Origin of the sequence: Streptomyces sp. Edi2, assembly GCF_040253635.1 — a bacterium.
Classification (GTDB): Bacteria; Actinomycetota; Actinomycetes; order Streptomycetales; family Streptomycetaceae; genus Streptomyces.
On the sequence record NZ_JBEJGX010000003.1, the window covers coordinates 6340075 to 6352306 of the forward strand.

Annotated in this window: 10 protein-coding genes and 1 riboswitch; of the genes, 6 read left to right on the forward strand and 4 right to left on the reverse strand. The window is 69.8% G+C overall.

Going from position 1 to position 12232, the window contains the following annotated elements:
* The first annotated feature begins 38 nt into the window (after positions 1–38).
* Positions 39–347: a hypothetical protein gene (locus ABR737_RS31320; protein WP_350254106.1), complete on the forward strand. Its 309-nt coding sequence runs from the start codon at positions 39–41 to the stop codon at positions 345–347.
* A 435-nt stretch (positions 348–782) separates the two neighbouring features.
* On the opposite strand, the gene ABR737_RS31325 is transcribed toward ABR737_RS31320, so the two are convergent.
* The 4 genes from ABR737_RS31325 to gcvT form a co-directional block, all read right to left on the reverse strand.
* Positions 783–2168: an L-serine ammonia-lyase gene (locus tag ABR737_RS31325; protein ID WP_350254107.1), complete on the reverse strand. Its 1386-nt coding sequence runs from the start codon at positions 2166–2168 to the stop codon at positions 783–785.
* A 746-nt stretch (positions 2169–2914) separates the two neighbouring features.
* Entirely contained in the window at positions 2915–4174 is a 1260-nt protein-coding gene (gene glyA / locus ABR737_RS31330) for a serine hydroxymethyltransferase (protein WP_350254108.1), read from the reverse strand.
* Positions 4175–4274: 100 nt separating this feature from the next.
* On the reverse strand, positions 4275–4652 hold the full coding sequence (gcvH, locus tag ABR737_RS31335; RefSeq protein WP_350254110.1) for a glycine cleavage system protein GcvH: 378 nt from the start codon (positions 4650–4652) through the stop codon (positions 4275–4277).
* Positions 4653–4798: 146 nt separating this feature from the next.
* Positions 4799–5926, reverse strand: coding sequence for a glycine cleavage system aminomethyltransferase GcvT (gene gcvT, locus ABR737_RS31340; RefSeq protein ID WP_350254112.1), 1128 nt, complete (start codon positions 5924–5926; stop codon positions 4799–4801).
* Positions 5927–6077: 151 nt separating this feature from the next.
* A riboswitch (glycine riboswitch) is annotated at positions 6078–6173 on the reverse strand.
* A gap of 298 nt (positions 6174–6471) precedes the next feature.
* On the opposite strand from gcvT, the gene ABR737_RS31345 reads away from it, so the two are divergent.
* The 5 genes from ABR737_RS31345 (at position 6472) to ABR737_RS31365 (ending at position 12168) form a co-directional block, all read left to right on the forward strand.
* Positions 6472–7134, forward strand: a complete 663-nt coding sequence (locus ABR737_RS31345) for an AAA family ATPase (protein WP_502964523.1) — start codon at positions 6472–6474, stop codon at positions 7132–7134.
* A gap of 92 nt (positions 7135–7226) precedes the next feature.
* On the forward strand, positions 7227–8024 hold the full coding sequence (locus ABR737_RS31350) for an enhanced serine sensitivity protein SseB (RefSeq protein WP_350254116.1): 798 nt from the start codon (positions 7227–7229) through the stop codon (positions 8022–8024).
* Positions 8025–8085: 61 nt separating this feature from the next.
* On the forward strand, positions 8086–8892 hold the full coding sequence (locus tag ABR737_RS31355) for an enhanced serine sensitivity protein SseB C-terminal domain-containing protein (protein ID WP_350254118.1): 807 nt from the start codon (positions 8086–8088) through the stop codon (positions 8890–8892).
* Between the two features lie 408 nt (positions 8893–9300).
* The gene (locus ABR737_RS31360; RefSeq protein WP_350254120.1) at positions 9301–10299 is read left to right on the forward strand and encodes an ABC transporter permease; all 999 of its coding nucleotides are present in this window, start codon (positions 9301–9303) and stop codon (positions 10297–10299) included.
* Between the two features lie 117 nt (positions 10300–10416).
* Positions 10417–12168, forward strand: a complete 1752-nt coding sequence (locus tag ABR737_RS31365; RefSeq protein WP_350254122.1) for an ABC transporter substrate-binding protein — start codon at positions 10417–10419, stop codon at positions 12166–12168.
* Positions 12169–12232: the final 64 nt, after the last annotated feature.

Genomic DNA, 12232 nt, shown 5'->3' on the forward strand with positions numbered 1-12232 from the left:
TCACAGCACGCACCACCGCAACACCAGGGGGCCCACCGATGAACCAACCACTCAACCCCTCGCCGCCGCGCCGGTCAGCCGACCGGACCGCAGCGTCCAGCGCCCCGCCCGGCCGCTGTCCGGCCGCCGCAGCCAAGGACCCCACCCCGTGCGAGGGCTCTCGGGACGCCGCCACCATCGTCGACCGCCAGGGCAGGGAGGTCGCCGGCTGCGTCCACCACTGCGCCCGCCTGCTGGCCGGCCTCGAAGGCGCCCGAGTCCACCCCTTCGTCCCCACAAGCCAGGCCCTGGACGTCTACTCCCGGGCCCGCGAACTCCCACCCTTCGCCTGGGAAATCGGCAGATAGCCGGACAGACAACCCGGCAGGCGACCGCCCCGCCGGGCACAGGAGTCACGCCCCGGCGGCTCACCTTCAGGGCCCGCTCTCAAGCACCGCCGTGCCCCTCACGGGCCCCGCAAGCGCGGACCAGGCTGGCGTCAACGATCGTGCCGCCTCGTGACTCTCGGGTTCGCATACCGAAGGCGGCGAACGCCAAAGACAGCGCAGCTGGCGCAAGTTCCGGGCTACCGAGGCGGGGTCAGGGAGACGAGGCCAAGCAGCAAGATGCCCTCCCCGTTGCCCTCAGCGCCTCAGAAGGAATCTGAGGGGCTTTCGGCCGTGTGAAGCGGGAGGCAACCCCAGCCTGGGCAAGGCAAGGCCCTGACCGCGCGGAAAGATGCAAACGCGCTGGTCAGGGTCTTCAGGGCCTTCAGGGCCTTCGGGGCTGTCAGGGCTCCGAGGTCAGCACTCGATGATGTTGACGGCGAGGCCGCCGCGGGCGGTCTCCTTGTACTTGACGCTCATGTCGGCGCCGGTGTCCTTCATGGTCTTGATGACCTTGTCGAGGGAGACGTGGTGGCGGCCGTCGCCGCGCAGGGCCATGCGGGCGGCGGTGACGGCCTTGACGGCGGCCATGCCGTTGCGCTCGATGCACGGGATCTGGACGAGGCCGCCGACGGGGTCGCAGGTCAGGCCGAGGTTGTGCTCCATGCCGATCTCGGCGGCGTTCTCGACCTGCTCGGGGGAGCCGCCCAGGACCTCGGCGAGGCCGCCGGCGGCCATCGAGCAGGCGGAGCCGACCTCGCCCTGGCAGCCGACCTCGGCGCCGGAGATGGAGGCGTTCTCCTTGAAGAGCATGCCGATCGCACTGGCGGCGAGGAGGAAGCGGACCACGCCCTCCTCGTCGGCACCGGGCACGAAGTTGATGTAGTAGTGCAGGACCGCGGGGATGATGCCGGCCGCGCCGTTGGTGGGGGCGGTCACCACCCGGCCGCCGGCCGCGTTCTCCTCGTTGACGGCCATCGCGTAGAGGGTGGTCCACTCCATCGCGCGGGCGGCCGCGTCGCCCTCGGAGCGCAGGGCGCGGGCGGCGTTGGCGGCGCGGCGCCGCACCTTCAGGCCGCCGGGCAGGATCCCCTCGCGGGACATGCCGCGCGTGACACAGGCCTGCATGACCTGCCAGATCTCCAGCAGCCCGGCCCGGATCTCCTCCTCGGTGCGCCAGGCCTTCTCGTTCTCCAGCATCAGGGCGGAGATGGACAGGCCGGTCTGCTGGGACAGTCGCAGCAGTTCGTCGCCGGTACGGAAGGGGTGGGTCAGAACGGTGTCGTCGGGCACGATCGGGTTCTCGCCCGCGACCGCGTCCTCGTCGACGACGAAACCGCCGCCGACCGAGTAGTAGGTCTTCTCCAGCAGAGGTGCGCCGGAGGCGTCGTACGCGAAGAGCGTCATGCCGTTGGCGTGGTAGGGCAGGGCCCGGCGCCGGTGCAGGATCAGCTCGGCCGACTCGTCGAAGTCGATCTCGTGCGCGGCGCCTATCTCCGCGCCCATCAGCCGCAGCCGCTTGGTCTGCCGGATGCGCTCGACCTCGGCGTCGGCGGACTCGACGTCGACGGTGCGGGGGGAGTGGCCTTCCAGACCGAGGAGGACGGCCTTGGGGGTGCCGTGGCCGTGGCCGGTGGCGCCCAGCGAGCCGAAGAGCTCGGCGCGCACGGTGGTCGTCTGGGCGAGCAGACCGTCCTTCTTGAGGCGTCCCACGAACATCCGGGCGGCGCGCATCGGGCCGACGGTGTGGGAACTGGAGGGGCCGATGCCGATGGAGAAGAGGTCGAAGACGGAGATGGCCACGGGGGCGGACTCCCTTGTCTGCTCGTGGTGGACGGTGGAGCGATGAAGCGGATGGGACGGTGGAGCGGTGGAGTAATGGGGCAGAGGGGACGTTTCTGCGCCGTTGGTCGAGGGTAGCGCGGACGTGGTCCGGTGCCGTCGGACGGAAGCCGTCGGGTGCGCGACGCCGCGGGTAACGAACGGTGACGGGCGGTGAGAGGAGGCGAGGGGGTGACGGGCGTCGTCGGTCGGTGTGGACAGCTGCGGGTGTGGATGGGGGCCAGGGCGGATGGAGGCCGGGGTGGACGGAGGCCTGGAGGCCTGGAGGCCAGGGGCAGGTGGCGGCACCGGGCCGTGCACCGGCCGGTCCGCCTGCCGGGCAGGCGCGGGTCCGGTCGTGTTCGGTCGTGCCTGCTTCGTGCCCGGTCCTGATCCGCGTGCGGGGGGACCGGCCGGAAACTGCCTTCCCTCCCATGAGGGGGCGGCTGCCCGCCACCGCACCGGTCATGCATGCTACGCCCGCCCCACCGGCAGCCCCTGCACCCGCATGAAGACCGGAGGGGCCCCGAAGGGCCCCGGAAGAGCCCCGGAAGAGCCCCGGAAGAGCCCCGGAAGAGCCCGGAAGCGGCGGGAAGAGCCCCGAAGAGAAGCAGAGCCGGCAGACCATGAGCCCGGGACCGACGACCCCGGGCTCACCGTCGTGCGCCGTCGTGCACCCCCCCGCCCGCCGGTCACCGGCGGGCAGCGGGCTCAGTGCATGAGTCGCGTCACAGGGACGGGTACAGCGGGAACTTCTCCGCGAGTGCGGTGACGCGGGCCTTGAGGGCTTCGGCGTCGTAGGCGGGCTTGAGGGCCTCGGCGATGATGTCGGCGACCTCGCGGAAGTCCTCGGCCTGGAAGCCGCGGGTGGCCAGCGCCGGGGTGCCGATGCGCAGACCCGAGGTGACCATCGGGGGCCGGGGGTCGTTGGGGATCGCGTTGCGGTTGACCGTGATGCCGACCTCGTGGAGGCGGTCCTCGGCCTGCTGGCCGTCGAGCTCGCTGTCGCGCAGGTCGACGAGGACGAGGTGGACGTCGGTGCCGCCGGACAGGACCGAGACGCCGTGCTGTGTGACGTCGTCCTGGACGAGGCGTTCGGCCAGGATCCGGGCGCCGTCGAGGGTGCGCTGCTGGCGCTCCTTGAAGTCGTCGGAGGCGGCGACCTTGAAGGAGACGGCCTTGGCGGCGATGACGTGCTCCAGGGGCCCGCCCTGCTGGCCGGGGAAGACCGCAGAGTTGATCTTCTTGGCCAGCTCCTGGGTGGAGAGGATCACGCCGCCGCGGGGGCCGCCGAGGGTCTTGTGGGTGGTGGTGGTCACGACGTGGGCGTGCGGCACCGGGCTGGGGTGCAGGCCGGCGGCGACCAGGCCGGCGAAGTGCGCCATGTCGACCATGAGGTAGGCGCCGACCTCGTCGGCGATGCGCCGGAAGGCGGCGAAGTCGAGCTGGCGCGGGTAGGCGGACCAGCCGGCGACGATCAGCTTGGGGCGGTGCTCCTTGGCCAGGCGCTCGACCTCCTCCATGTCGACGAGGTTGGTCTTCTCGTCGACGTGGTAGGGCACCACGTTGTAGAGCTTGCCGCTGAAGTTGATCTTCATGCCGTGGGTCAGGTGCCCGCCGTGGGCGAGGTTGAGACCCAGGATGGTGTCGCCCGGCTTGATCAGGGCGAACATGGCGGCGGCGTTGGCCTGCGCGCCGGAGTGCGGCTGGACGTTGGCGGCCTCGGCACCGAACAGGGCCTTGATGCGGTCGATCGCGATCTGCTCGACGACATCGACGTGCTCGCAGCCGCCGTAGTAGCGGCGGCCGGGGTAGCCCTCGGCGTACTTGTTGGTGAGGACGGAGCCCTGGGCCTCCATGACGGCGACGGGGGCGAAGTTCTCCGACGCGATCATTTCGAGGGTGGACTGCTGGCGGTGGAGTTCGGCGTCGACGGCGGCGGCGACATCGGGGTCGACCTCGTGGAGGGAGCTGTTCAGAAGCGACATGAGTCTTCCTGGGGGAGTCAGGGGGCGCGATCGGGGTCCGGCCGGACGGCGGGTCCGGAGGAGCTTTGGCCCGGGCGGTGCCGGACGGGGAGCCGGCGGCTCAGCTCTGGATGAAGGCGGCGTACTCGTCGGCGGAGAGCAGTTCGCCCGGCTCACCGCCGAGCTTCACCTTGAACAGCCAACCGCCCTCGAACGGGGCGGAGTTCACCAGCGAGGGATCGTTGACGACATCCTCGTTGATCTCGGTGATCTCACCGTCGACGGGCGAGTAGAGATCGCTGACCGACTTGGTCGACTCCAGCTCGCCGCAGGTCTCGCCCGCCGCGACCGTGGCACCGACCTCGGGGAGCTGCACGTAGACGACGTCGCCGAGCGCGTTGGCCGCGTGCTCGGTGATGCCGACCGTCGAGACGCCTTCCTCGGCGCCCGACAGCCACTCGTGCTCCTTGCTGTAGCGCAGCTGCTGGGGGTTGCTCATGGCTCGATTCTCCTGTACGCGAGGGTGTGGTGGTGAAGGGGGTCGCCCCTGGTGACGCCGAGGGGGAGGGGCTTGCACAGTGAGACGCACGGGTGCGCGCCGCTGCCGGGTCCGCCCCGGGTGAGCTCCTGCTTCTGCTGTCTGTGCTACTTCTGCCGCTTGTAGAACGGCAGAGCGGTGACCTCGTACGGCTCATGGCTTCCACGGATGTCCACGCACACACCCTCGGTGCCCGGTGTGGCGTAGGCGGCATCGACGTAGGCGATGGCGACCGGCTTGCCGAGGGTGGGAGAGGGGGCCCCGGAGGTGACCTCACCGATGACCGTGCCGTCGGCCGCGACGACCGGGTAGCCGGCGCGCGGGACCCGGCGGCCCGTGGCGATCAGGCCGACCAGCTTGCGCGGCGGGTTCGCCTCGGCGCGCTCGGCGGCGGCCGCCAGCGCCGTACGGCCGACGAAGTCGCCGTTGTTGGTCGTCTTCTCGAACTTCACGACCCGGCCCAGACCCGCGTCGAACGGCGTGGTCGAGGTCGTCAGCTCGTGCCCGTACAGCGGCATGCCCGCCTCCAGGCGCAGAGTGTCCCGGCAGGACAGGCCGCAGGGCACCAGACCGGCGTCCTGGCCGGCCTCGGTCAGCGCCTCCCAGAGGGCGACCGCGTCGGCCGGCCGGACGAACAGCTCGAAGCCGTCCTCGCCGGTGTATCCGGTACGGGCGATCAGCGCCTGGACGCCGGCGACGGTGCCGGGCAGGCCCGCGTAGTACTTCAGGCCGTCCAGGTCGGCGTCGGTGACCTTCTTCAGGATCCCGGGCGACTCCGGGCCCTGCACCGCGAGCAGCGCGTAGGCGTCCCGGTCGTCGCGGATCGCGGCGTCGAAGCCGCCCGCCCGCGCGGTCAGCGCATCCAGCACCACCTGGGCGTTGGAGGCGTTGGCGACGACCATGTACTCCTGGTCGGCCAGGCGGTAGACGATCAGGTCGTCCAGGATGCCGCCCTGGTCCTCACAGATCATGGTGTAGCGGGCGCGGCCGGTCCTGACGCCCCCGATGTTGCCGACCAGCGCATAGTCGAGGAGGTCGGCGGCCTGCGGGCCGGTGACGGTGATCTCGCCCATGTGGGAGAGGTCGAACAGGCCGGCGCGGGTACGGACGGCGATGTGTTCGTCACGCTCGCTGCTGTAGCGCAGCGGCATGTCCCAGCCGGCGAAGTCGGTCATGGTGGCGCCGAGCGCACGATGGGTGGCGTCCAGCGCGGTACGGCGGGGGGCATCAGTCATGGTTCCGGGCTCCCAGGCAGGGGTGACAAGACGTTCTCCCCATCTGTCATCGGAACCTGAGAGGTTCACCGGGATCCCGCGAACGGACCCGGTTTGCACCTTGGGTGGAGCCGCCCCGTGTGCCGGGCTGCGGCTCGCTTTTCAGATCTGCCTCGCCTGCGCGGTATAGGGGCCTGAGAGATTCAAGGGAGGACTTGCTCCTTCGGCGCCCCGCCATGGCGGCCGGGGACTCTCCCGCGCGGGTTCAAACGGCCGGTATGCAGTTGGCGGTGCACAGGTGAGACGCGATGTGCACGTGGCGGCCACATCATTGCACGGGATCGCCCGATAGAGGAGCCCCTGCTGTCACCCCGCCCGTGACGTGGGCAGATCGGACAATAGCCTTGATGGGCATTACCTTTTCTTGACACTCTGCGGGTAGGGGACGGACTCGAACCGGAGCAGAACCGGACGGGGAGGACGATCGCGTGCACAGTGAAGCGGCATTCGGAGCCACTTCAGACGTCGTGCCTCCGGCCGTCGCGCCTCCGGCGACCGCGCCCGCGGTGCCGCCCGCCGCCGGGCCCCGGGCCGGCCGGAGGCCGCGGCCCGTCGTCCGGCCCGGGCGCGGCGCCGAAGTCGTGGACCTGAGGGGCCGCGGACGGGCGAGGGGGGCCGCCGAGCTGCGGTTCCCGGCCGGTGACCTGGTGGTGGTCTCCGGTCTGCCGGGCAGCGGCAAGAGCACCCTGATGCACCGTGTCGTACCGCCGCTGGACGCACACGGCGCCGTGGTGCACCGCATCGATTCGCAGGACGTCCGCGAGCGCTGGGAGCACGGCAGGCTGCGCCGGCTGCCGTACGCCCTCTACCGTCCGCTGGTCCGGGCCGCCCACTACCTGACGCTGGGCCGTGCGCTGCGCTCGGGGGGCAGCGTGGTGGTGCACGACTGCGGCACCCTGGCGTGGGTGCGTGGCTGGATCGCGCGGTCGGCGGTGCGCGGCGGCCGCGGGCTGCATCTGGTGCTGCTCGATGTGCCGCCCGAGGTGGCGCTGTCCGGCCAGGAGTCGCGGGGGCGCGGGGTGTCGGGGTACGCCTTCGCGCGGCACCGCGGGGCGGTGGGCAGGCTGGTCGGCGCGGCCGAGTCGGCCCGGCTGCCGAAGGGCTGCCACTCGGCCGTCCTGCTCGACCGGCGGGCGGCGAGCGCCCTGGAGACGGTCAGCTTCGACTGAGCGCACCGCCACCGTGCCCCGAGGGTCCCTCCGCACGCCTTCTCGTCTAGGGTCTTTGGCCAGATGGCGCGGTTCGGAACGGGTGGGTGCACATGACATTTCCGCAGCAGGGGATACCGCAGCTGGCGTGGCCGGCGAACGAGCTCGAAGAGGTGCTGGCCGCCGCGGCCGGGCACCCGGGCGCCGGTGGCCGGATCGTCGAGGTGCTGGGCCGCAGCAGGGTCTGGGTGCCGCTGCCCAACGGCGGCGGACCGGAGAGCGCCGGTCCCGGCACCCGCGGCCTCGATCTGCCCACCGTCGAGCTGCACGGTGCGGCCTATGTCCCGGTCTACAGCTCCGAGCAGGAGTTCTTGCGGGCGGTCGGCGCGCATATGTCCTTCACCGTCGCCCCGGCACGGGAGTTCGCCCGCGGGCTGCCCCCGCACATCGGCATCGCGGTCAACCCGGACGGCACGATCGGCGTCCCGCTGCCGCCTCCCGCGGTGGCCGAACTGTGCCGGGAGGGGCGCCAGGAGCGGACCGGTCTGCCCAGCGGCGGCCGGGTGCGGCTCTTCGAGCCGGACTGGCAGGACGAGCCGGTGGACTTCCTGGCCGCCGCCGGACTGGAGTTCTCCGGCGCCGGAATTGTCCTGACTGCCCGGCGTGCCCTGGCAAGTGTCGAGGGCGACACGCCCGCGCTGTTCGTCGGTGTGCAGATCGGTGCGGACCCCGCGGCACTGCACGACGGCACCGCCCGCGAGGCGGTACTGTCAGCCCTCGGACGTGCGCTCGGCGCAGTGCCGGTGCCCTGGCCCGTACAGCTCGTCATGCTCGACCTCGCCCAGGGCGACCCGGTCGCCGACTGGATGCTGGAGCGTGTGCGGCCCTTCTACTCTCGGGACCACTCGTAAGCTGGATGGATGACGGGCGGGCGCACCCATGACGTGCCCTGCGGACGAAGGGACGGACCACGTGAGCGCGGGTGCGCATCAGGGGCCGGCGGCGGCCGGAGCACTGGAGCAGCTGCTCCAGCAGGTCTCGCCCGGCCGTTACGACGCCTATGAGGCGCTGCTGCAGGCGCTCGCCGCGGGCCAGGTCTGGATGCTGCTGTGGCACGGCCGGGCCGGTTCGCCCGATGCGCAGTACGGAAACATGGAGGTCGAAGGCCTCGGCTATGCGCCGTGTGTGACCTCGGCGCCCGAGCTCGCCGCCTCCGGCTGGAACCGCGACCACGAGGTCGTCACCGGCCTGGAGATCGCCGCCTCGCTCTTCCCCGACCGCTGGGGCCTGTGGCTGAATCCGCATGCCTCCGGCGGGGGTGTCGGCATCCCGTGGCTGGATCTGCGCCGTATCGCCGGTGGTCTGGACCGGCTGCCGGCCGGTCCGCTGCGGATCTCCGAACCGGTCATCGACATCCCGCAGTTCTACGCGCTGCTCGCCCAGAACGCACACCGGACGCCTGCCGTGCGGTCGCTGCGCCGGGCCTGGGTGCAGCCGGCGCTCGGTGCCCCCTATCTGGCGATCGGTCTGGATCTGTACGACACCGGCCAACAAGCGGTGGATTCGGTGCGGTTGATGATCCAGCAGTCGATCGGCGCGGTGCCGGACGGTCTGCCGGTCTCCACCGTCGCGATGAACGACGAGTTCGACCCGGTCGGCATGTGGATGCGGGCCTCCACGCGCCCGTTCTTCGACCGGGACGGCTACGCCCAGCCGCCGGGTCAGCCGGCCCAGGCTCCCGCGCCGTCGTACGGCTACGGCTACCCGCGCCCTTACTGACAGCCTGTCTCCGGCGCCCCGGGGGTAACGTCCGGGCGCCGGTCTTGTGGTGAATTGCCCCTGTATGCCCCGCGGTTGAGGACCTCTCCCGCGGGCGATCGCTCCGCTCAGCCCGAACTTTTGTCCGTATAACGGAAGGCAGTGGAGCACATCACAGTTGCGCATCCTTTCCCCATCAGGGCTGGTGACTGATCGAGAAAGGGATGAAGACTCCGGAAACAACAGACCTCGGTCCTTTGTACGAGCGTCATCCCACGGCGTCGCGTAAGCCTGAGAACTTCCATAGTGCGAACTTCCGCGATGTCCGCAGGAATTGCTGCACCGAACTTGCACCAGTGATGTGAACCAGGCCGCAATCCGCGGCGGGCAGGGGCCGGCCACCGTCGGCCGAGAGGGGTCAAAGGCACTGTGACCGCACCGATCGAGACCACCGGGGCGGCTGCTGAGGCGCAGCCGGAAGCGGTGCTGAAGGGCGTCGAGACAAAGCGGATCGAGGGGCGTTCGCTCGGTCAGATCGCCTGGCTGCGCTTCAGGCGGGACAAGGTTGCGGTGGCCGGTGCCATCGTTGTCATCCTGCTCATCGTCGTCGCCGCGCTCTCCCGTCCGATCCAGGCCCTGCTGGGACTGGACCCGAACAATCCCCACCAGTCGCTGATCGACCCCAACACCACGCTCCCCAAGGGCGACCTCGGCGGCATGAGCGCTGACCACCCCCTGGGCGTGGACCCGAAGTTCGGCCGCGATCTGCTCGCCCGGATCCTGGAGGGCTCCTGGGTGTCGCTGATCGTGGCGTTCGGCGCGACGGTGCTGTCGGTCGCCATCGGCACCGTGCTCGGTGTGGTCGCCGGCTTCTACCGCGGGCGGGTGGACGCCCTCATCAGCCGGATGATGGATGTCTTCCTGGCCTTCCCGCTGCTGCTGTTCGCCATCGCGATCTCCGCCTCGCTGCAGGGCGGCGCCTTCGGCATGGAGGGCCTGCCGCTGCACATCTCGGTGCTGATCTTCGTGATCGGTTTCTTCAACTGGCCCTACATGGGGCGGATCGTGCGCGCGCAGACCCTGTCGCTGCGCGAGCGTGAATTCGTCGACGCCGCCCGCGGCATGGGCGCGCGCGGGCCGTTCATCCTCTTCCGGGAGCTGCTGCCCAACCTGGTGGGGCCGATCATCGTCTACTCGACGCTGCTGATCCCCTCCAACATCCTCTTCGAAGCGGCCCTGAGCTTCCTGGGCGTCGGCATTCAGCCGCCCCAGGCGTCCTGGGGCGGCATGCTCAACCAGGCGGTCAAGTACTACGAGGTCGACCCCCAGTACATGATCGTCCCCGGCCTCGCGATCTTCGTCACCGTGCTCGCGTTCAACCTGCTCGGTGACGGGCTGAGGGACGCGCTGGACCCGCGCAGCCGCTGACGGCCGCCGCGGGCACCCGCTCCGACACCCCCAGTGCGTTACTGCGTTTCCGCGTTACTGCGTTACTGCGTTTTGAGATTTGACCTTTCTCGACGAACGAAGGGGACACCGACCATCATGCGAAGGTCAGTTCCGGTCGCGGCTGTCGCGGCCATCACCAGTGCGGGCCTTTTGCTGGCCGGCTGCAGCGGGGGCAACGGCTCCTCGGAGGGCTCGGGCGAGGCGAACGCCGCCACCAAGGGCGTCGTCAACGCCTCGGACGCGAAGGGCGGCACGGTCACCTATGCGATGAGCGACGCCCCCGAGTCCTTCGACCCGGGCAACACCTACTACGCCTTCATCTACAACTTCAGCCGCCTCTACGCGCGCCCGCTCACCACCTTCAAGCCGGGCCCCGGCGCCAAGGGCAACGAGCTGGTCCCGGACCTCGCCGAGTCGATGGGCAAGCCCAGCGACGGCGGCAAGACCTGGACGTACAAGCTCCGCAAGGGCGTCAAGTACGACGACGGCTCCACGGCCACCTCGCAGGACGTCAAGTACGCCGTCGAGCGCAGCAACTTCGCGCGTGACACCCTCTCGCTGGGCCCGAACTACTTCCAGCAGTTCCTCAAGGACAACGACGGCGGCTACAAGGGTCCCTACAAGGACAAGACCAAGGCCGGTCTGAAGTCCATCGAGACCCCGGACGACCAGACGATCGTCTTCCACCTCAAGAAGCCGTTCGCCGAGTTCGACTACCTGGTCAGCGCCCCGCAGACCGCCCCGGTCCCGCAGGCCAAGGACAAGGGCGCGGACTACACCAAGTCCGTGCTGTCCACCGGCTCGTACAAGTTCGAGAGCTACCAGGAGGGCAAGAAGCTCACCCTGGTCCGCAACCCGCAGTGGTCCGCGAAGACGGACCCGCTGCGCAAGCAGCTGCCGGACAAGATCGTCCTGAACCTGAAGGTCGCCCAGTCGACCATCGACAAGGACCTCCAGTCCGGTAACACCCTGGTGGACCTGGCAGGACGTGGTGTCGACGGGCAGACCCAGGCCCAGCTCCTGACGAACTCCAAGGAGAAGGGCAACACCGACAACACCCTCGGCCAGCGCCTGGTCTACACGGCGCTGGACACCAAGGTGAAGCCGTTCGACAACATCGAGTGCCGCAAGGCCGTCGAGTACGCCATCGACAAGAAGGCCGTACAGACCTCCCTCGGCGGCCCGATCCGCGGTGAGCTGGCCTCCACGGTCCTGCCGACCGACATCGAGGGCTACCAGAAGTACGACCTGTACCCGCAGAAGTACGACGGCGACAAGCTGGACCTGGCCGAGGCCAAGAAGCACTGGGCGAAGTGCGGCGCCGGCAAGACCACGACCACGATCCTGGCCCGCAACGACCGCCAGGACGAGGTCGACGCGGCCACCTCGGTCATCGACTCGCTGAAGAAGATCGGCGTCACCGCCAAGATCCAGTCGTACCCCACCAGCAAGTACTTCTCGGACTACGCCGGTGTGCCGAAGTTCAACAAGAAGAACAACGTCGGCATGATCATGATGCAGTGGGGCTCGGACTTCCCGACCGGCTACGGCTACCTGCAGCAGATCCTGAACGGCAAGGCGATCAGCCAGTCCGGCAACGCCAACCTCTCGGAGCTGGACGACCCGGAGATCAACAACCTGCTCGACAGCGCCATCGCCAACACCGACAAGGCGGCCCGCGAGAAGGCGTACGCCGAGATCGACAAGAAGACGATGGAGCAGGCGGCGATCGTTCCGCTCACCTACTTCAAGGTCCTGATGTACCGCTCGCCCAAGGCCACCAACCTGGTGTCCACCTCGGCCTTCAGCGGTCAGTACGACTACCTCAACATCGGCGTCAAGAAGTAGCAGCCCTGGAAGGCAGGTGAAGGCATTGGTGTCCGCGGGCCGGTGGTGAACCGGCCCGCGGCGC